General features: G+C 36.7%; 13 protein-coding genes. 10 read left to right on the top strand and 3 right to left on the bottom strand.

The window, feature by feature from the left end; genetic code table 11:
- Window positions 1–126 precede the first annotated feature (126 nt).
- On the top strand, window positions 127–2,649 hold the full coding sequence (locus MKY99_RS27895; RefSeq protein ID WP_339267474.1) for a U32 family peptidase: 2,523 nt from the start codon (window positions 127–129) through the stop codon (window positions 2,647–2,649).
- A 479-nt stretch (window positions 2,650–3,128) separates the two neighbouring features.
- On the opposite strand, the gene rfbC is transcribed toward MKY99_RS27895, so the two are convergent.
- A complete protein-coding gene (rfbC, locus tag MKY99_RS27890; protein ID WP_339267472.1) occupies window positions 3,129–3,683 on the bottom strand; it encodes a dTDP-4-dehydrorhamnose 3,5-epimerase in 555 nt (184 codons plus the stop codon).
- Window positions 3,684–3,700: 17 nt separating this feature from the next.
- Window positions 3,701–4,579, bottom strand: coding sequence for a glucose-1-phosphate thymidylyltransferase RfbA (gene rfbA, locus MKY99_RS27885; protein ID WP_076286991.1), 879 nt, complete (start codon window positions 4,577–4,579; stop codon window positions 3,701–3,703).
- Between the two features lie 996 nt (window positions 4,580–5,575).
- Between rfbA and galU the strand changes: the two genes are divergently transcribed.
- Entirely contained in the window at window positions 5,576–6,463 is an 888-nt protein-coding gene (galU, locus tag MKY99_RS27880) for a UTP--glucose-1-phosphate uridylyltransferase GalU (protein ID WP_339267470.1), read from the top strand.
- A gap of 71 nt (window positions 6,464–6,534) precedes the next feature.
- Here galU and MKY99_RS27875 read toward each other — a convergent pair whose 3' ends face one another.
- The gene (locus MKY99_RS27875; RefSeq protein WP_339267468.1) at window positions 6,535–9,288 is read right to left on the bottom strand and encodes an O-antigen ligase family protein; all 2,754 of its coding nucleotides are present in this window, start codon (window positions 9,286–9,288) and stop codon (window positions 6,535–6,537) included.
- Between the two features lie 198 nt (window positions 9,289–9,486).
- Here MKY99_RS27875 and MKY99_RS27870 point away from each other — a divergent pair, with 198 nt between their 5' ends.
- The 8 genes from MKY99_RS27870 to MKY99_RS27835 all read left to right on the top strand — a co-directional run bounded on the left by MKY99_RS27870 (window position 9,487) and on the right by MKY99_RS27835 (window position 22,840).
- Window positions 9,487–10,284 carry an ABC transporter permease gene (locus MKY99_RS27870; RefSeq protein ID WP_076286931.1) on the top strand — a complete coding sequence of 266 codons (798 nt, stop codon included), beginning with the start codon at window positions 9,487–9,489 and terminating at the stop codon, window positions 10,282–10,284.
- A 15-nt stretch (window positions 10,285–10,299) separates the two neighbouring features.
- Window positions 10,300–11,496, top strand: a complete 1,197-nt coding sequence (locus MKY99_RS27865; protein WP_076286930.1) for an ABC transporter ATP-binding protein — start codon at window positions 10,300–10,302, stop codon at window positions 11,494–11,496.
- Window positions 11,497–11,535: 39 nt separating this feature from the next.
- Entirely contained in the window at window positions 11,536–14,784 is a 3,249-nt protein-coding gene (locus tag MKY99_RS27860) for a glycosyltransferase (protein WP_339267465.1), read from the top strand.
- A 23-nt stretch (window positions 14,785–14,807) separates the two neighbouring features.
- The gene (locus MKY99_RS27855; RefSeq protein WP_339267463.1) at window positions 14,808–15,404 is read left to right on the top strand and encodes a hypothetical protein; all 597 of its coding nucleotides are present in this window, start codon (window positions 14,808–14,810) and stop codon (window positions 15,402–15,404) included.
- A gap of 26 nt (window positions 15,405–15,430) precedes the next feature.
- Window positions 15,431–17,107 (top strand): glycosyltransferase, encoded by a 1,677-nt coding sequence (locus tag MKY99_RS27850; protein WP_339267461.1) that lies wholly within the window; start codon window positions 15,431–15,433, stop codon window positions 17,105–17,107.
- An 881-nt stretch (window positions 17,108–17,988) separates the two neighbouring features.
- Window positions 17,989–20,079 carry a hypothetical protein gene (locus MKY99_RS27845; RefSeq protein WP_339267459.1) on the top strand — a complete coding sequence of 697 codons (2,091 nt, stop codon included), beginning with the start codon at window positions 17,989–17,991 and terminating at the stop codon, window positions 20,077–20,079.
- Between the two features lie 26 nt (window positions 20,080–20,105).
- Window positions 20,106–22,154, top strand: a complete 2,049-nt coding sequence (locus MKY99_RS27840) for a hypothetical protein (RefSeq protein WP_339271815.1) — start codon at window positions 20,106–20,108, stop codon at window positions 22,152–22,154.
- Complete coding sequence (locus MKY99_RS27835; protein WP_339271813.1) at window positions 22,154–22,840, top strand: HAD-IA family hydrolase; 687 nt, start codon at window positions 22,154–22,156, stop codon at window positions 22,838–22,840. Before MKY99_RS27840 ends, MKY99_RS27835 begins: the two co-directional genes overlap by 1 nt.
- The last annotated feature ends 1 nt before the right edge of the window (window position 22,841 follow it).

The raw sequence follows: 22,841 nt of genomic DNA, 5'->3' as shown, positions 1-22,841 counted from the left end.
GCATGGGGCGTTCTTTTCTTTATATAAATGTTGGTAAACACATGGCGCTGAGATGTGATATTTGATACAATTATCAAGTTAATCAACTAGAAATGACCCGCCACATGGCGGTTTGGGAGGATATAAATGAAAGAGCAACAAATACGCAGAGAAGACGTGGAGCTATTGGCACCTGCAGGTGACTGGGACTGCATGCGTGCGGCCGTAGCGAACGGAGCGGATGCTATCTTTTTTGGCGTAGAGAAGTTTAATGCACGGGCGAGAGCGAACAACTTTCGCATGGACGAGCTGACGGAAATTATGGCGTTTTTGCATAGCTATGGTGTGAAGGGTTTCCTGACCTTTAATATACTGGTTTTTGAAAATGAATTGTCCGATGCAAAAGAACTGATTGACGCTTGTGTAGATGCTGGCGTGGATGCAGTGATTGTTCAGGATTTAGGTTTGGTCAAAATGATTCGTGAAATCTCACCAGACTTCCCGATTCATGGATCGACACAGATGACGATTACTTCCCCGGAGGCGGTCGAGTTCACTAAGCCTTTCAGTTTGGAACGTGTGGTACTCGGTCGTGAGAACAATCTGAAGCAAATTAAGACGATTGGGGAACAAGCCCGTCTGCCGATGGAAGTATTCGTGCACGGAGCCTTATGTGTCTCTTATTCGGGTCAATGTCTAACTTCGGAAATGTGGGGCGGACGTTCCGCCAACCGCGGAGAATGCGCTCAAGCTTGCCGTCTGCCTTATGATCTGATGGTAGATGGAGAAGTTAAACCTATGGGCGATGTAACTTATTTGCTCTCCCCTAAGGATTTGGCAGCCATAGATCTTATGCCTGAGCTGATCGAGGCGGGCGTAACTTCTTTCAAAATCGAAGGGCGCCTCAAGAGTCCAGAATACGTTGCGAATGTAGTTAGTAAGTACCGTAAAGCAATTGATCGGTATTTTGATGGCGATATGTCCAAACCATCGAAGGAAGAAGTTCGTGAACTGCAACAAAGCTTCTCCCGCGGTTTCACGCATGGTTTCTTAGACGGAACGAACAATAAAAAGCTCGTAGACGGCACTTTTCCGAAAAGCCGTGGTGTATATCTCGGAACGGTTGAACAAATTCTTCGTGATGGCGTTGTCTGCCGTATTCATGCACCGCTTAAGCGGGGAGACGGAATCGTGTTTGATGCAGGGGATCCGACGAAAAAAGAAGAAGGCGGACGCGTTTACGACCTTCGTCGTAAAGGTGTGAAGCTCGAAGGTGAAGCCGGAGAAGGCTGGATCATCGACATCGTAGCCGGTCGTAATGATGTGGATCTGCGTCGTCTAAATGTCGGTGACCGCATTTGGAAGACGAATGACCCTGCGTTAGACAAGGCGCTGCGCCAGACTTATGAGACAGAGAAGCCGTACCGGGTATTCCCGGTACATGTGCGAGTGCAGGGCTGTGTCGGCGAGAAGCTGACCACCTGGTGGACGGACGTTCAGAAGAACGTTACCGTCCGTGTGGACTCGGAGCTCGCGCTGGAAACAGCGCAAAAGCGTCCGATGGATACTGCGCTGCTGGAAGAACAATTCGGCCGCCTGGGCGGGACCGTGTTCCAGCTTGACGCGTTAGAGTCGCATCTGCAAGGCGACGTCATCGTCCCTATGCGCGAGCTGAACAGCATCCGCCGCCAAGCGGTGGAGCTGCTTGCGGGCGAGCGCCCGAAACCGCCCGTGTACGTGAAACGGGCGATCGAGGTCTACGGCGACGCTACCCGCAGGGGCGTCGCTCCGCAGCGCGCTGGTGAAGCGGAGCTCACCGCGCTGTGCCGCAGCCTGCCGCAGGTGCAGGCTGCGCTCGAGGCCGGCGTGAGAAACATCTACGCCGACTTCGAGTTTATCAAGCAGTTCCCGGCAGCGGTAGATGCGGTACGGGCTGCAGGGGCCAGCATCGCGCTGGCCACACCGCGCATTCATATGCCGGGCGAGAACGGCTACCACGCCAATATTCTGCGCCTGCAGCCTGATGCCGTGTTAGTACGCAATACCGGTGCGCTGTATTATTATCTGCGCCGCCGCCAAGAGCAGCCTGATGCCGTGCATCCACGCCTGATCGGCGATTTCTCATTGAATATTGCCAATCATAAGGCAGTGGATCTGTTCCTTGAGGCAGGCTGTGACATGGTAACACCATCCTATGACTTGAACATTCAACAGATGGTCGACCTGCTTGAACATAGTGATACCTCTCGTATGGAGATCGTAATCCATCAGCATTTGCCGATGTTCCACACAGAGCACTGTGTATACTGTACCTTCATGAGTGAAGGCACAGACTTTACGAACTGTGGTCGTCCATGTGAAGAACATCGCGCTTCTTTGCAAGACCGTATTGGAATGTCACATCCAGTTCGTGTGGATGAAGGCTGCCGTAATACCGTCTATAATGCAGTTGAGCAGTCCGGTGCGGAGTATTTGAATAATTTCCGTGATCTAGGCGTATCCTCGTACCGCGTGGAGTTCCTGGAAGAGACACCAGAGCAAGTGGCTGAGGTAATTAGCCTATACAGCCGCGCACTGCGTGGTGAGATCTCTGGTACGCAGGTATGGAAGAGCTTGAAGGCTACCAACCAGTTGGGGGTTACACGGGGACAATTGGTTAACGCGAAGTAATATAGGAAGAATGAAGAGCACTTCTTAGAATAGACGTTGGAAGAACCCATGGGTGAATCCGATTAATTCTAGGAGGTGCATTTTTTATGTCTTTATTTAATCCTTTCCTTTCCGGGCAGAACTCGATCAAGGACCAGAATTAAATCGTTTACGGTTGGAACTGAATGCTTTGAAAGGTGTTTGCAAATTTAGATTCGGGAGGGTCTTCTCTCATCTTATAGTTAAAATTATAATCGAGGTATTGACGAGGGACAAAGAAGAATTGATGATTATATACGATTTTACAACGAAGACAGAGTATAACGAAGACTAAAGATGCTAACTCCTATTGAGTATAGTATTCAATTTATATCCTGAGCATTTTTTCCGAAATCTACTAAATGGGGCTTGACTAAACGGTGTACAATCTCTTTTAGATTACTCACAAATGAAAGCACGTCCCAGACTGCTGATTGACAGCTCAGGACGTGCTTAAAAGGTTAGTAGACAAAATTATGTTTGGATTCTTTTAATAGTGGAGCCTTTTCATCCTTCACCGAAAGAACAGGTTGAATATGCATCGGCCATTCAATTCCAATTTCGGGATCATTCCATAGGATGCCGCCATCGCATTCCGGAGCATACAGTTCATCGCATTTGTACTGAACTTCCACGTCATCCGTCAGGGTCATAAATCCATGAGCGAAGCCTTTGGGAATCAGTAATTGCTTCTTGTTATCAGCGGTCAGCTCGATGCCAAACCATTTGCCATACGAAGGACTACCGTGTCGAATATCCACGGCAACGTCAAAGATTGCCCCTTTAGTACAGCGGACAAGTTTGGATTGCGCTTTGGGATTGATTTGATAATGAAGTCCGCGCAGTGTGCCCTTGGTAGCTGAGAAGGACTGATTGTCCTGCACAAAATCCAATTTCAGCCCTTGTTCCTGAAATTTTGCTTCACTGAAGGTTTCCATAAACCATCCTCGATGGTCCCCAAAGACAGCAGGTTCTACAATTAGAACGCCTTCCAGTTCTGTTGGTGTGAATTTCATGGTTCATTCTCCGCTCTTTAATATTTTATTTTGCCGGTGGCCACTTTAATCAGATATTGTCCATATCCAGTCTTACTTAGCTTCTGTCCGCATTCCAGCAGGTGTTCTTTGGTAATCCATCCGTTAATATATGCAATTTCTTCTGGAGCGGAAATCTTTATGCCTTGATGGTCCTCAATTGTTCTGACGAAATTGGTCGCATCGACCAAACTTTGATGTGTACCGGTATCGAGCCAAGTAAAACCTCGGCCCAGTAAGGCAACGTCCAATTCTCCCATTTTCAAGTAAGCTTCATTAATCGAGGTGATCTCAAGCTCACCCCGAATGGAGGGCTTTACTTCCTTTGCCAGAGATACTACGCGATTGTCATAAAAATATAGACCAGTAATCGCATAGTTGGATTTGGGATGTTCCGGTTTTTCTTCCACACTAAGCACTTTACCGGTACTATCAAATTCAACTACGCCAAATCGCTCTGGATCAAGTACATGATATCCGAACACGGTTGCACCGCGTTCTTTTTCAGCTGCCTGTTTAAGAAGTTTGGTAATCCCGTTTCCGTAATAAATGTTATCTCCAAGGACCATGGCGACAGAATCGTTTCCGATAAATTCTTCGCCTAAAATAAATGCTTGGGCCAACCCGTCAGGGCTTGGTTGAACAATGTACTGCAGCGAAATTCCAAATTGAGAACCATCGCCGAGCAAATTTTCAAAACGAGGGGTATCCTCAGCTGTCGAAATAACTAGAATGTCCTTAATGCCAGCCAACATTAGCGTGGATAAAGGGTAGTAGATCATGGGTTTGTCATAAATTGGAAGTAATTGCTTACTGGTTACCATTGTAAGCGGATAGAGGCGCGTGCCACTTCCTCCCGCAAGAATAATGCCTTTCATAAATGGAATCAGCTCTCCTTAACTACATATAAATTATGGGAATAGTGTGAACATTTGCGTGATTGATCTATTCTATACTATTCTATTTTACGCATGATGGCCTTAATTTGTCTATTAAAGTGAAAAGGGAAGCTGAACCATTGTTTAATAATAAAAAGTGATAGGCTTTGCCAAAGCCTGTTATATTTCCGGCGATTCGCTGTGATGTTTTAAAAATCTAATAAGCTAAAGATATATCAAAGACCCGCCAAACAGTGGTTTGGGAGGATATAGATAAATAAGCAAGGATTACACAGAGAAGTGTAGAGTTGCTAGTTCCAGCCGGTGAATGGGATGTATATGTGGAGGAGTAACTAACGGTGTAGATGTCATTCTTCGTTGGCAAGAAGGTTAATACCGAGGCAGGGGAATGACTTACGCATGGACGACTGATGGAGATAATGGCATTTCTGAGCAGTTACGAGAAAAAGAGCTTCTGACCTTTAATATATTTGTCTTTGAAAATGAGTTGCACGACGCTGATGGCTGATCAATTTCTTTGTAGATGCGGTTATCGTGCAAAACTTGGATGGTAAAATTGTTCCGCTAGATTTCACCGGATTTTCTTGCTTTATGGTTCAACGCAAATGACGGCCACTTCAAGGTGGTCGAATTCAAAACCCATTTGGGATTGAGGGTGTCGTACTCGATCATGAAAACAATCCGAAGCAGATTGGTACGTTCGGTGAGCGATGCTTTGCCTTTTTTTATTGAAACGATCTCGTCTTCTTTGTTACTTGCATATACTAGATAATATAGTGAGTGTTAGAAAAGTGTTTGAACTTGCGATGAATGCTTTATACTTCCTTCTTCCCGGGTTTGATTGGAATTGATATACAAATATAACAAACTCTCTGACATTAGTCCGCTATAACTGCTATAATTGAAGGAAATATGTAATTTTACTATACAGGAGTATTTTAGATGGAAGAGTAACCGACAGAAGGAGTTAATGAGATGAAGATCCGTAAAGCCATTATCCCCGCTGCAGGTCTTGGTACCCGTTTTTTGCCTGCAACTAAAGCAATGCCTAAAGAAATGTTACCGATAGTAGATAAACCGACGATCCAATATATTGTCGAAGAAGCAGTTGCTTCCGGAATCGAGGATATTATTATCGTGACGGGTAAAGGTAAACGTGCGATTGAAGACCACTTTGATAATTCTTTTGAACTGGAATTTAACTTAGCTGAGAAACAGAAGTGGGAACTTCTTGAATCCGTTCGTAAATCCTCCGAGATGGCTGATATCCATTACATTCGCCAAAAAGAACCAAGAGGTCTCGGTCACGCGATTTGGTGTGCGCGTAAATTCATTGGAAATGAGCCATTTGCTGTTCTGCTAGGTGATGATATTGTTGAGTCGGAGAAACCCTGTCTCAAACAGATGATGGAAGTATATGAACAGTACAAATCCTCTATTGTGGGTGTCCAACCTGTGCCTTGGGAAGAAGTTTCCCGCTATGGATTGGTGGATGGAACTGAGTTGGCTGAGCGGGTCTATAAGGCCAATCGCCTTGTAGAGAAGCCGAAGAGAGAAGATGCTCCTTCTAATCTAGCGATTCTAGGACGATATATCCTGACTCCACGCATCTTTGATATGCTTGGTGAGCAGCAGGTGGGTGTAGGTGGAGAAATTCAGCTAACGGATGCCATCTCCCGCTTAAGTGAAGTGGAGCGGATTATTGCTTATGACTTTGAAGGCAAACGTCATGATGTTGGTGAGAAGATGGGCTTCATTCAGACCACCATTCATTATGCACTTCAGCATGAAGAGCTTAAAGATGATTTACTTCGTTATATGAAAGAGCTTATAGATAGCGAAGTTGCTAAGGCAGGGCATTAAATAGAACTCATATCATTGAAAAAAGCGTGCCCTGTAATTACAGCGGCACGCTTTTTTGATTTCTTTCTGTTTTAGAATTGTGAATTTGCGATGGCCTCGATTTGTGCTGCTTCCGCAGGATCAGCTGCGATCAGTGAATTGTATATCGCCTGATCTTCGCCACCAGTTTTCGTCAATGCAGCAAGGTACCAACGGGCAATTTCACGATTCGTTGCATCTGCGAAATCTTGGCTTATGGCTGGTTTCAAGATGGAGACTGCATTTTGTAGCTGTCCAGACATATAATGCATTTTCCCTACCTTCAGTTTCACATCTGGAGCAAGAGTCTTGGAAAGTTCATTATCCGCAAGTACATGATTGTAGGCCAAAAGCCCAACGGCAAAGCCAGCTTTCATATTTTCTAATCTATCTTCATTATCTTGTTGTGCGTAAGCCGCTTGTCCTAAATCAAAAGAACGGCTGATGAGTGAACTGTACCAATCAATATTCCATGGAGTTTCACTATTCATAATATCCGTGTAATTAGCATCTGAACTAAGCTTCAGAGTTGTCTTTGCTGCATCTTCTTGCCCAGATAATAGCTGCATTTTTCCGACGTTCAAAGCCATTGCTGGTGTTACTGTGAAAGGACGCCCTTGCAATTGTTCTGGTGGAAGAGTCTTCAAATGTTCTATACCAGTGAGAACATGATTATATGCTTCTTGAGCTTCATTGAAATACGCTTGTTTTTTTGTCTCATCCTTTTGGTTAAGGGCTTGCTGACCTAATGCAAAGGAACGGCTGATGAGAGTATCATACCAACTAATATCCCAGTTGAATTTATCAGCATTATCATGGTAAACACCGTATGCAAGATCATTTTGACCTTTTAGGTCATAATAGGTTACTAACTGAGTTAAAATATTTTTGTTGTATGGTTCATTCTCCAGTGCTCGAGTAAGTACACTATAAGCCTCATTTAGAAATTGTTCATCCTGATTCTGCTTAAAAACCTGTAGATCTAACGAGGATAGGTATAAGACTGATTCTGGATGACCTGGACGTGTTTTTAAAGCCTCAGCTAATGGTTTCTTAATTTCCTCGTAAGAATTACTAACCCCGATTAGATTTTTACCCTTTAGGGCTGCATTACTGGAACCGATATAGCTAATCGAGAGGAATATCAAGAATACAGTTCCCACTGTGAGAACAGCAGAATATCCAAGCCGCAAACCAGTTTTATTCCAACTTTTACGTAGCTGTTTGCTATCCATTACAACTGCCATGCCCGCCAGTCCAAGGAAGACGAGTATCCCCATGAAGGCATAACTCATATTGAAATCTAGTAGGCTGTGCACAAGAATAGATAGAGCAATAATTAGATAAAAGAAACCATTCTCAAAATCATTTCTATCCCGTTTCACATACCCACGAATGTATTTATAGAAAATATACAAAATGAATCCCATAAATACGATAAAACCAAGGATCCCAACCTCAATCAAGTATTGTAAAAAGAAGTTATGCACTTGGCGGCTGGTGTAAGGGTTGTTCTGATAGTGCTCATATAATGAGGACCATCCACCACCACCAGCACCAAGAATCGGGTAATCCTTAACTACCTTCATGGCATCTTTATAAAAAGTAATCCGTTCAAGTACGCTATGTTGTTGGAAATTAATGTTCTCAAGACGAGTTGCCATATTGCTAGGTAAGATATTTTTTACGCTTGTACCTATTAGTAGGAAAGCTACAATTCCGACGAGTGCAACAGAACCAAGTGGAATCCATAGACCTGTTAGTTTACGTGACGACCAATTACTGAGTTTTTTCTCCAGCCAAGGGGCGAAAAAACGCTGAATGACCCAAGATAGGCCTGCCACAACTACTGAAGCTCCAATTAGGTATCCCCAGCCCTTCAAGGCGCCGGAAGAAGTGAAATTTGTATTTAGCTCTAGTCCTAGGTTAGTCACTGGAGTCGTAATGACCAACGAAGCAATACCAGCAACGCCAAGATGAAGAATCCAAAGGATTTGCTGTGCAGGTTTCAGGAATAGCAGCAGCAATATAAATACGACAGGTAGCAGTACAAGACCACCACGAGATAATGTTAATAAAATTGATACAATGATAGGAACTAACATAAAGCTGTGTGTTAACGTTCCGTACCATTTTTTAGAGCGAATAAGAGCGAATATAGCTACAAATAGAAAGGCCATCAAGAATGCTGCGTAGGTATTTGCATATTGAAAGATGGAAGTCAGACGAAGTCCGTTAGAGTCTGTCATTACTGCATCTAAGTAGATATTATTTCTTACGGTGTTTGAGAACCAACCCACTAGAGCTCCCGCTAGTTTATTGCTACCTAGCCAATTTAAAAGTCCAAACCACACTATGAAATAAGCAATTGCTAGTATGGCGTTTTGAATGACAACATTTACTTGCTTTTGCTTCAAGAGATAAAAGGCTATAATGAAGACTGCAACATACATACTCTGAATAAACAACATATTCATCGCCATATAATGCGAAACTGCGACAAACAATGATAGAGCATAAGTCAGAGGCAGTAATATTGAAGCTGTAGCCACTAAGTCCCTCTGTTCATCTAGTTTGAATTTTTTGTAGTATAAGCCAACACAGACTAGCAACAAAAGTCCACTTACTAGTGCTGACACATATATAGGCTTCTCGAAGTCTAACTGCTGTCCGTTAAATAATCCCACTTGAAATGGGGCCCAACATAAAAATAAAATAAAAGCAACAACCAAGGCCCATATCGGACTTGCTGTCTTTTCAACATTTCTCGACTGAGCGGCGTTTTTACCGTATACTGGTTTCGACACGTTATAATCTCCTTTTCCTGTAGGTACGACAATATTTTAGCATATTGACAATAGATATAGAAATGGAATAGGGTTACAATTCGGATTTTTTTAATATGAAATAGCTTTTATGGTTAAGTCACACTACTTAGAATTTGATAGTCTTTTAACTATATCTTATATTTTGCTTATCATTAGTGATATAAAAAGGAGTTTGAAATGAAAGCTATAACATTGCTTAAGGAATTTAATAAATCTAGAGATTTAATTTTTAAGTTGGCTAAAAATGATTTTTGGACAAAATATGCTAGCTCCCAGTTAGGCATATTTTGGGCATTTGTTTCACCTTTATTGACAGTGTTGGTATACTGGTTTGTTTTTCAAATCGGATTCAGAGTAGTACCAATTGAGAATGTGCCCTATCTATTGTGGTTGTTATGTGGACTGGTCCCTTGGTTTTTCTTTTCTGAAGCGCTAATAAATTCCACAAATAGTTTGCTGGAGTACAGTTATCTTGTTAAAAAAGTAGTATTTAAAATAAGTATTTTACCGATGATTAAAATTATTTCTTCACTTTTTATACACCTCTTTTTCTTAGTGTTCATTGAGTATGCTTTTGTGTTTTATGGGTTTATTCCTACTGTTTATAATATACAAATATTATATTATTTGTTTTGCATCATTGCTCTACTTGTATCTCTATCGTATTTGACTTCTTCTATTGTGGTTTTCTTTCGTGATTTAAGTCAACTAATTTCGATTATCATGCAATTCGGGGTATGGCTAACACCGATAATGTGGCAACCCAATATGTTCCCAGAGAAATACCAAAATTTCTTAAAAATAAATCCTCTCTACTATATTGTTGAGGGATATAGGGATTCATTGTTTAATAATGTTTGGTTTTGGCAGAAGCCAAAGCAAACTATTTTATTTTGGAGTATTTGTCTTGTTTGCTTTGCTCTTGGGAGTATAGTATTCAAAAAACTAAAACCGCATTTTTCAGATGTTTTATAGAGGAGATATTTCAAAATGAATGACTGGGCAGTGAAGGTTAATAATATTACTAAAAACTATAAATTGTATTCAAAACCCTTTGATAGACTCAAAGAGGCTCTTCACCCGTTTAAGAAAAAATTCCATAATGATTTCTGTGCTCTAAGTGATATTTCATTTAAAATTAATAAAGGTGAAATTGTAGGTATACTTGGAACAAATGGATCTGGTAAATCAACAATTTTGAAAATTATTACGGGGTTACTTAACCCTACAAAAGGCACAGTTGAAGTAAGTGGGAAAATATCTGCTCTACTTGAATTGGGTGCAGGATTTAATCATGAATATACTGGACTGGAAAATGTGTATTTAAATGGAACGATGATGGGTTTCACCAAAGAAGAGATGGACTTGAAGATAGAAGAGATATTGTCATTTGCTGATATCGGAGAGTTTATTCATCAGCCGGTTAAAACATACTCTAGTGGTATGTTTGCTCGCTTAGCTTTCGCTGTAGCTATAAACATAGAACCAGATATATTAATAGTAGATGAGGCTTTAGCTGTTGGAGATATGTATTTCCAAGAGAAATGCTATGAGAAGATGAAAGAAATGGTGAATAGTGGGGCGACTATTTTATTCGTTAGTCATAGCTTGCCTGCCATAAGGAATTTTTGCCAACGGGCAATTTGGATCGAAAGAGGGATTTTACGGGATCAAGGAAGAGCAGATCTTATATGTGATAGATATAAAGAATATATTGAACAAAAAGATATGGAAATTATGAGAGTTCCGATTAATGAGCTTGATGTGGCTAAAAAGTATAAAAATAAAATATATCTTGAAAAAATCTCGCTTAATAAGAAAAATTACACAACAGGCGAAGATATAGTTATTAATTTAAAGGTGAGCTTTAAAGAAGATAACTTAAAGTATGGAGTTGGATTAATTGTTTATAACAATAAAGGTGATTTGGTCACTTTATTTAATACTGTAAGAGACGATTTAGAGCTTAATGAACCTTTTGAAGAATTTACTTTGAAAATAGACAATAATGATTTTTTGGCAGGGAAATACTATGTCTCTGTTCATATCTCGGATGAAATGGTCATGTATCCTTATGATAGAAACGATTATATAGATGAGTTTGAAATTACCGATAAAAAGAATCATATGGGAATGCCTATTTCAGAGGGCTTTTTTAGATGTAAACATGAGTGGATCATTAAATGATTCATTAGCTTAAAAGTATTATTATGGGGTGAAATCATAATGAGTATAATAAAAAAAAGAGTATTACTTTCTGTACAAGCATTAGTTGATATAGCGGGATCAGAATTAAACGTACTTAGCATTGCTAAAGAATTTACAAAAATGGGATATGAAGTGGAAATTGCAACTTTCCGTTACGAAGATCCGATTAAAAGCATTATATATAAACATAACTTTAATGTGAAGAACATCAGTGTTGAGAAGTTGGATCATTCTGAATATGATTTAATATGGGCTCACCATTTCCCAACAATATATAATATTTTAATAGAAAAAAATATAAGGGCTAATAAAATTATTTTTAGTAGTTTATCTCCGTTTGAACCCTTAGAAGTGCCCCCGCTATTTGTGAATGATTTGAATCTCTGTCTAGCCAATAGTTACGAAACGAAGGATCAGCTAATTAGAGAAAATGTTGAAAGTGATCTCATCTATGTTTTTCCAAATTATGCTCCTAGCGAATTCTTAGAACAAAGTTATAAACAACGAGAGAATTTGAAAAAAATATGTATTATCTCAAATCATGTTGCCGATGAACTTCTAGCAGCAAAGCAATTGCTTAATTCTAACAGTATTGAAGTAGATATTTTTGGATTAAATCATATTCAAGAAGTTGTAACACCATCTTTATTATTAAATTATGATGCAGTAATTAGCATAGGTAAAACCATTCAATTTGCTTTAGTGATGGGAATGCCTGTTTATTGTTATGATATTCACGGCGGACCGGGCTGGTTGAATGATGAAAATTATAGTACTGCAAAATTCTTCAATTTTTCAGGCAGAGGGTTTAACAGACATTTAAGTCCTAATGATATAGTGCAGGAACTTATGGAAGGCTTTGGTTCTGCTGTTGAATTTTTCAGTAAAATAAAAGAATCTGCTAAAGATGAGTTTGATTTGACGAAAAACTTGCAGGATCTAATCACTAAAATTGATTCGATGGATTCAATAAGTTGTGATGATATTTATAGAAAATCGAAGTTGAATAAAAGAGCCAATAAAGCATTTATTAGAGAATATGAATATAAAAATTACTATAGACAAAGAACCCTTGAAATCGAAGTTGATAATAAAAAATTGGAAGAAGTAAATGAAACGCTTAATACTGAGATTGTTAAGCTACTTGGGCAAATAGATGAGGTAAAGAAAAGAAATGAGTTTGATTTAGAATTCATAAATGAAAGTTTAAACAAGAGTATTCAAGAAGGCATTAAGACTAAAAATGAGAACCTTTTGCTCAAACTAGAACTAGATAAATTAAAAGAGGAAAATGATAAATTACATTCTGAGATTCTTCAAAAAGAAAAAAATTGTATCTATCTCTCTGAACTTACTGAAGAAAAAAATAAATTATTATTAAATATGCAAAACACAAAATTGTGGAGAATAGGCGAGCTTCTTAGGAAAAATAAAAACAGATTAAAAAAGGGCTTAAAGGATCCTAAAATAATAGTAAGAAAACTCAGAAGAAAGGGAGACGATTTCTCAACAAAGATAAAGGTTTTACTGCCGGAAACAAGGAATGACAGTGATCTGCCATTAGTTTCAGTAGTTATTCCTATTTATGATAGAACTGATGTTCTGAAACAAAGCATAAATTCTATATTGAATCAAACATATCAAAATATAGAGATTTTGTTAGTTTGTGATGGTTCCCCTCAGAATACTGTAGACATTGTGAAATCTTATGAAAGTAATCCGAAAGTAAGAACTTTTTTCTTTTTAAATAATAGTGGAAATGCAGTGCGGGGAAGAAATAAAGCCATTAAAGAAGCAAATGGAGAGTACTTAGCTTTTCAAGATAGTGATGATGTTGCTGAATCTGATAGGATACAGGTTTCTCTTGATTATGCTAAGAAATATGAGGCTGATGTAATATACGGAGGTTGGAGAGCTTTATTAGATGGAAGCAGAGATGTTGGGCTAGATAATCAACAAGAGGTCTTTAGTCCCGATTGCGACTATAATATGTTAAAGGAAATCTGTGTCCCGTGTCAGAGTACAGTAATGGTGAAAATAAGTGCTTTAAGATTTGTTGGAGGGCTTAAGCCAATAATGAGATATCGCGAAGATCATGAATTGTGGCTTAGACTTGCATATCATGGATACAAATTCAAATCTGTTCCCAAGGTCTTAACAAATTTAAGGTTGCATGCGAATAACCTAGAATTATCATTTAAGGACGATGATAATCACTGGCGAGATCTTACGTTGGAGGAGCACACTATTATACGTCCTTTAAAACCTAAAATAGCATATCTTGTAGCGGGTTGTGGTATTTCAGGAGGTTTAGCTGTTATTTTAAATCATTTAAACGGACTCTTAAATAGAGGGTTCGACGTAATGATTATTACTGAAGACAAGTGTGAGTCTATTGAGTGGTTTCCTAATCAAAAGGTGCCAATAATTCAGATAGATAAAGTGCCAGATAATCTTGATGTGGTTGTAGCTACATATTGGACAACTGCATATACTTTGGAAAATATTCCAGCGGTTCAAAAATACTACTTTGTGCAATCAGATGAAAGTAAATTTTTTGAAAGCAATTCAAAGGAATCCATAGCTGCGAGAGAAACATATTTAAAAGATTATAAATTTATAACGATGGCTAAATGGTTGAAAGAATGGTTGAAATTAGAATATGGAAAGGAATCTGTTTATATTCCTAATGGTGTGGATTTCAGCATTATGAATGCTGTTGTTCCATTAGTAGAGAAGAAGGGCAGATTAAGAGTTTTATTAGAAGGGCCTATAGATGCACCTTTTAAATGTATGAAAGAAGCATTTGAAGTAGTTAAAGATTTGGATTGTGAAGTTTGGTGTATAAGTACTGCGGGTAAACCGGATCCTTCTTGGAGATGTGATCGGTTTTTTGACAGCGTACCTATGGATAAAATGAAGCATATATATTCTAGTTGTGATGTTTTATTGAAGATGAGTTCTGTAGAAAGCTTTTGTTTACCAGCGTTGGAAATGATGGCTTGTGGTGGTACAGTTGTGCTGAATCGATTTAAAGGTTTAGAGGAATTTGTAGTGGATGGCCATAATGGCTTAGTTGTGGATTTAGGTGATATCGAAGGGGCGAAGAGAGCTATGAACATGTTGATTGAGAATCCCGAATTGAGGGAAGAACTCTCAGCGAATGCTCGTGAGACTGCAGAACAATGGGGTTGGGAACGAAGTTTTGATTTATTAGAAGAAATGTACTATCCTTCACTGTTTGAGAAAAAGGGACCTGTGATATGAAAAAATATATTATATTAGTGATTATGTCCTTAATTATCGCTAATTTGTTTATTTATGCCACTACTTCATATGCTCCTATTGCTGATAAATACCGTTATTCTACTATGAAGTTAGGGGAGAACCTTAATGAAAATTTTGGTGAGATCACCTCTGAAGTAGAGATTAATCAAAGCTTCGTAGCAAAGTATAACAATCTCTCAGGATTGGCTATTTTCGTTTCTACGTTCAACAGAAGTAACACAGGTGAAACGACGGTTAATATTTTAGATGAGAAAAGCAATGTGTTAAGAACTGTTGAGTTAGAGAATTCTGATTTGAATGATAATGAATACACTGAAATAAAATTCACTCCAATTGAAGGGACGAAGAATAAAGTATTATTTATAAATGTTTCCTCAGGATCTGCAGTTGGGAACAATGCAATTACAATGTGGAAAGATTTTAGGCAATCTCCCAACACTAAACTTTCTGTAAATAATGAATTTGTGGATGGTACTTTGGTTGGTAATACGATATATGAAAATAAAATTGATATGTCGTCAAGAATCATAATTAATTTTGTAGTGTTCCTTCTCAATTTCTTAACTTTGGGATTATTTCGTTTTCTGAGGAAAAGATAGGAGGCCCTATTATAAAAAATTTAACATTGAAGTTGCTAGGTTCAATTAAGGAGTATGGATGGATTGATTTTTCATATCGGTTAATTGAGAAAATGCAAGGAGCATTCAATAGAGATGAAATAACATATTCTAATGAAAATGTGGAATTAAAATATGTAGATATCGTTCATAAACCTTTAATCAGTATTGTTGTTCCTGTATATAATACACCCAAAGTTTTTCTTATAGAAATGATAGAATCAGTCCTAAATCAGACCTATGATAACTTGCAATTATGCATTTTAAATGGAGGAAGTACTAGTGACGAGGTTCATACGATAATAAGTAAATATGCGTTAAAAGATAGTAGAATAACATATTCAAAACAAGAGTGTAATGAGGGAATTGCCAAAAATACAAATAAAGCAATCCGGTTAGCTAAGGGTGACTATGTTGCTTTACTGGATCATGATGATTTATTAACCAGTGATGCTTTGATGGAATGCGTAAAGGTAATTAATGAATCTAACCCAGATGTTATTTACTCAGATGAAGATAAAGTGACTAGTGATGGGAAAAAATTTTTACAACCTCATCATAAGCCTAATTGGTCTCCAGACACTTTAAGAAGTTACAACTATATTTGTCATTTTTTAGTGATGAGAAGAACGGTTTTGGAGAAGGTTAATCTTTTTCGTGAAGGAGTAGATGGTAGTCAGGATTATGATTTGATATTGCGCTTAAGCAACGTAACGCAATCAATTGAGCATATTCCAAAGATATTATATCATTGGAGAATTAGCGCAAGCTCAACAGCAGGGAATTCATTGAATAAAAAGTATACATTTGATGCAGGTAGAAAAGCTCTAGAAAATTACTTTGAAGATCTTGATACGAATGTCTCTGTCTCAAAAGGAGCATTTCCTGGATCTTATAGTATTGAATATAATAATCTATGGATTAATAGTAACGTTACTATTATTGCAATAGGTGAATGGGAAGATGAAGAAACAATAATTAAATATTATAAAGAACTCAAAGAATCAATCCAATGGACTAATTATAGTTTATTCATAATTAACAAGGGACGATTATTGAGTGATTTTAAAAAAACACATGAAATAAAAAACCTAAAGATTATAAATACAAAAAACTATATAAGACAAATTGATCTTCTGGCTAAGGAGGTTAAGGATGAATTTATTTTTATAGTTGATTCTAATGTTAAAATATTAAATAAAAATTGGATAAACATCATGCTGAGTCATGCTAATAATGATGAGACAGTGATCATTGGACCGAAACTGATTACAAAAAGAAAGATATATAGTTTTGGAATTGCTTTGACAAAAAACAAAATTCTTGATTTTCATAAGAATAAACACAGAAGATTTTTTGGTTATTTCGGTAGAGCTAGAATAAGTCAAAATGTATCGGCAGTAAGTCCAAAGTTAATTATGTTTAGAAAATCTTTCTTCGATTCTGTAGACGGTTTTGATCTTAAATATGAAGGTCTCATATCTATAATTGATTTTTGTGTTAAAGCTAGTAAAGCAAATAAATATATAAAACTGATCCCTTTTGAATTAGGTGAAATGAAATATTACGACAAAATTCAAAATAGAGAATTCACTGAAATTGATTTGAAAGTTTTTTTCGAAAAACATAGTAGCTTTCTCATGGAGGATGACCCATTTTTCTCAATTAAAAAAATAAAGTTTTGATTAATTTCAGATGAAGGACATGATGAAAGGTGTAATCTTGGCAGGAGGTACAGGCTCATGCCTGTACCCTTTAATGAAAGTGAACAATAAACATCTTTTTCCGTAGATAAATACCCAATGTTTTTTCATACCGTTTATAAATTAAAGAAAGCTAATGTAACAGGCATACTCATCATCACTGTTAAAGAGTATACGGGAGATGTATTTAATTTATATGTCACAGCCGTGAAAAGTGCGCCTGCTTTACTTCCAAAGTACAAGATGAAGCAGGCGGAATTGCACTGGTTTTGAACTTGGCGGGGCAATTTGTCGGATGAGATCAAATGATCGTTATCCTTGGAGATAATGTAATCTCAGATGATTTTGTCCCTTACGCAAGTGATTTACGAGTTTGAAAAATTGTTGCGATAATTTTGTTACAAGAAGGTTCTGAACTTAAGTGTTTTGGCGTGCCTAAAATAGATGAAAATCAAATTGTTCGGAGTTTGGAATATTGAAACTTTAATAAATAGAGAGTAGTGAATTTTAAAACCTATCAATAAAGCCACCTAATCACTTTGAGGACTTACAGACTAAGCATTATACAATAAACTTAGCGGTAATCAATATGAGAGTTGAAGCACAGCAAGTTCGATGAAATATGACGTCTGCTCAATCTTCTGTCGCGAAGTGTCCAAAATTAGAGGCCTGCCTGCTATATATAGAATCTCGTAATAGTGAACTTTGTATAATCTGATGTGATTTTAACAAGGGGTGTGTATATGGCTTATTTGCATAAGCTAAAAAGGAGTAAAGCATTACTCCTTTTTATTGTGTTTATTGGAATAATGATCGTGTTTTTAATTGGTAGTAGTCGGAATGTTTTTACATCAAAGATATTTATGCAGAATCAATTAACGGAATTAGAATTAACAGGGGAACTGACTTCCGCTAGAGTAATTCAACAGGATATCATTATTCCGGAGGGCTACACACAACAATTTGTTGAATTTAACATTTTTTTTGCAACCTATCAGAGAAGTAATACCTCTCAGTTAGAGATATCCTTGATCCAAGACGAAACTGAACAAGTCGTTAGTTTAGATGCTAGTTCATTAAAAGATAATTCATTTAAAAAGATAAGATTTGATGATAAAAATTTTAAGGCGGGGAATGCCATTCTCCTAATATCCCCCAAGGGAGCAACGAACGGTAACGCTGTCACAGTGGCACTAACTAAAGATGCTTCACAGGGGACGGTTATAGTTGATGGTACTGAACATAAAGAATACGGATTGTTACATCAAGAGATTTATAGTGGCACAGAATGGACTCTATTATTTCTCTTTTTATTCACCTGCCTTTATATACTTATCTGTTTTAAAATCATGAATATAAAAAGTTCTACAGTGAATTATTATTTTTTAATAAGTATTATGTTAATCATTATTATTACCATATATCGCTTCCCATCATTAACTATCTGGAATCAACCATGGGCTGAAGCTGCGACGAATTTTTATATGGGAGCATCAAACAATGGATGGATTACAAACCTCAAACAACTAGATGCAGGCTATCTTCCGTTATTAACTAGATTAATTACATTAGTAGTAGTTAAGGTGTTTCATGCGGGGATTTACTTTCCAATTATAACTCAATCAATCGCAGTATTTTTTATTGCCATATTCGCTTCTAGTATTAGTCTGCGTTATTTCAAGGGACTAATTTCTTCTGATTTCTTACGATTTATCGTAGGTTTAGTACTTGGCTTGGGTCTATTTCATGATTATGAACTCTATACTTTTATTAATTTCTCCTATTTAGGAGTAATACCTTGTTTATTTATTATGTTTTTGAATATAGAAAAGGTTGGTAAATTTAAATTCGTCGTTTTAAATATCTTCTTTTTCCTTGTGTTGTCGTCAAAAGCTTATTTTATAGTATTTGCGCCGTTTTATGGAGTTATTCTAATTTATAATTTAATGAAAAAAAACCATAAATCTTCAATCTTTTATTTAACTTCCTGTATCTCTATGTTAATGCAACTTATTGTGGTAATAACTAATAGATCTACTTGGACTGCCCAATCAGAATCTGTTGATAAAGGTATACTTGATATGGCGATTCAAGGTAGCGTTCTTTATATAAAGAACTTATATCATATTTTTTTCAAGTTAGCTTTTTTTCAAAGTAGCTTAGTTACATATTATACACTTACAATTTGTCTGATAGTTTTGACAGTAGTTGCGATTTACTATAGTAGAAAATTACTTAGTAAAAAAGTTATATATTTTATTGTTAGTACCCAGCTTCTAGCAATGATGTCAGTTGTAATGTCCTTGACTGTTCCATATATCAAAGACTCGGCTGTTTGGAATATACAGTTTAATGTACCGTACAACAGGCATTTTATATTCAGTAATATATTTGTGTTTCTAGGTATTTTTATTTGGTTAATTAATTTATTTGAATCTAAAAGAAAGCAGTTCATTATAGGGGTATTAATTGTTTTAACTTATAGTTTTAGTGGTTTCAATGCCAAGGATATATATGAATATGAGAATTATTCATTTTCAAATTGGCAGGATAATTATGGACAATTTGAAAATGGGGGATGTTTAGCAGTTAATCCGTATCCTTGGATCATATGTAATCCAGATACAGATTTTTACCCCCCTCTAGAAATCAACGATTCCATAGGGACTCATGAAATTGATGTAAACAATTTAGTGCCAGGAAGTAATACACGGAAGGTAAGTGGATTATTACTAGACAAATCTAATCCGTGGAATAGAAAGATCAAAGTTATTGCCTATGACAGCGAAGGCGGTGTAATTGGCGAGACGATTGAAACGTCTGATTCAACTGATCGCTATGGGTATTATAAATTTGATAAGCTCTTAAATATAGACCACATTAAGTTTTATGATGAGAATAATTCTGAAGTTGTACTATTCAACCCTAAAGTAATCTTCTTTGGGAAAATATAAAACACTGAATAAGAGGTATAAAGGTGATGCACTTTAAAAAGTATAACTGGTTCTTAATCATTCTATTTTTAAAAATAATAGTTATGATATTATTCTCTTCAGGGTACCAAGATGAGTTATTCAAACCATTTGTTGAATATTTCACAACATATCTGAATAATCCATGGGAGCATTTCTATGAGATTAATTATTTTGATAACCCATTTCCATATCCACCATTAATGTTATATATATTATCGTTATTTTATTTTCCAGGAGCACATCTAGATTTGCCGTTGATAGTGGATAATTTTTTAATGAAACTTCCCGGGCTATTATCTGATGTATTTATCTATGCTCTTCTTGTTAAACTATATCCATTAAAGAAGGATAAAGTACTATTGTATTATTTTGCATCACCCATTGTTTTCTATGCCTTTTATATACATTCACAACTAGATCTGTTACCTACTGCAGTACTTTTTTTCTCTTTATATCTATTAATTAAGGAGCATTGGAAATCATCAGCTATCGTATTCGGATTTGCTATCGCCATTAAATTCCATGTCATTGCAGCTCTTCCATTAGTTCTTATTTATTTATTTCATTATCGCAAAAAGGTTACATACGTATCATATTATCTAGGTGCTACTATACTAGTCTTCCTAATTATTTGTGCCCCATTTATTGGGGCTGAAGCGTTCCGAGAATACGTGTTAAAAAACAAGGAGCAGAGTCAAATATTTGCTATTTATTTTGCATTTGGGAACTTAAAGTTGTACTTAGCTCCGTTGGCTGTATTTTCGATATACCTAAGGTTTATGGTCTATAAGAAGATCAATCCTCAGTTATTATTTAGCTTTGTCGGCTTACTATTTTCGGTCTTCATTTTGTTGGTTCCACCTATGCCGGCATGGTACATATGGATCATTCCCTATATTTCTATTTATTTCATTAATCAAGTAGAAACTAATACTAAATATACTTTGTTATTAAATCTAGTGTTATCGGTAACCTATTTAGTTTATTTTATGGTATACCATCATTCTGCTTTGAATGACATAACATTTTATGGTCAATCTATAAATTTAAAATCTGATATAGACTCTTGGGGGAATTTGAGTTTCACTTTACTTGAAGGAAGCTTACTAGCATCGATTTACTTTTCATATCGATACGGTTTGAAAAACAATGATATTTATAAATATAAAAACTCACCGTTGCTTATAGGTATTGGTGGGGATAGTGGTTCAGGAAAAAGCATATTACTTGATGATATTTACAAGTTACTTCATGATAAAGATATTTTATTGATTGAAGGTGACGGTGATCACAAATGGGAACGTGGTAATGAGAATTGGAAACAGCTAACACATTTAAATCCTAAAGCTAATTACCTTCATCGGCAATCTGAAGATATAATGGCATTAAAACGTGGTGAATCTATTGAACGTGTTGAATATGATCATGGTACAGGTGGGTTTACGAATCCTCGAAAAGTAAAATCGAAAGACTATGTCATTGTTAGTGGACTTCATCCATTTTATCTTCCAAAAATGCGTAAAGCTTTAGATCTGAAGATTTACTTAGAAACTGAAGAAAATTTAAGAAGACATTGGAAAGTACTTCGTGATACAAAAAAAAGAGGATATTCGAAAGAAAAAGTTATTCAAAGTATTGAGGAACGTATGGTAGATGCCCAAAAGTATATCTGGCCGCAAAAACAATTTGCCGATCTCGTAATCTGTTATTTTACAGAGGAATTACTAGAAGTGGGGAATGTTGACTGTGTACCAAATCTGAAATTAAAATTAACTGTTGATTCCAATTTAAATATGGAAGATTTATTGGATGAATTATCAATTCAGAACATCGCTGTTGAACATGACTATTCTGAAGATTTGAAGTCTCAATTTTTCATTATTGATCAAGAGGAGAGGGAAATTGACTTTAAAAGTATAGCGGATAAAATCATTCAAAATAGAGAGGAAATTATATTAGATGTATCCATTTGGCACTCTGATTACAGAGGTATAGTTCAGTTGTTAATTTTATTGATGATCAGTGAAAAGTTGAAGGAGGAACGTCGTTCTTGATGGATTTCAAAGGAGTTTTACTAGATCTTGATGATACATTGTATGATTATAAATCTGTTAACAAGATTGCTTTGGCATATACATTTGATCAGGTTTCTAAGTCGCAACATGTAAGCATTGAAGAAGTATCTAAAGTGTTTTCTATTGCTCGGAGTCAAATAAATACAGAGTTAAATACAACCGCATCTTCTCATAATCGATTATTATACTTCCAGCGTATGTACGAAATATGGGGTGTACACCCAGTGAAATTCTCATTAGAGACATATGAATATTATTGGTCTACACTACTAGATCACATTCAGGTTAATGATTTTGTATATGATTTTTTGGATTCTATTAGAGATAAAAAAATCTGTATATTGACTGATCTGACAGCTCATATCCAGCACCGTAAACTTAAAAAGTTGAATCTAGAACCCTATATTGATTATTTAGTCACTAGCGAAGAAGCCGGTAGAGAGAAGCCCCATCCTTATATGTTTATGCTGGCAGCTCAAAAGATGGATTTAAAGACCACTGAATTATGTATGATCGGTGATAATTATAAAAAAGACATCCTTGGAGCACAACAATTGAATATAGAAGCTTTTTGGTATAATCCATTATTAAAAGATGTGGAACTGTCCGAAAACATTCATTCATTTAAATCATTTGATGAATTAGTATTTGTAAATAGGAGGTAAA

This window comes from Paenibacillus sp. FSL R5-0470, assembly GCF_037975205.1.
In the GTDB taxonomy this organism is placed as follows: Bacteria; Bacillota; Bacilli; order Paenibacillales; family Paenibacillaceae; genus Paenibacillus_AQ.
This window is presented reverse-complemented; position numbering and strand designations above follow the sequence as displayed.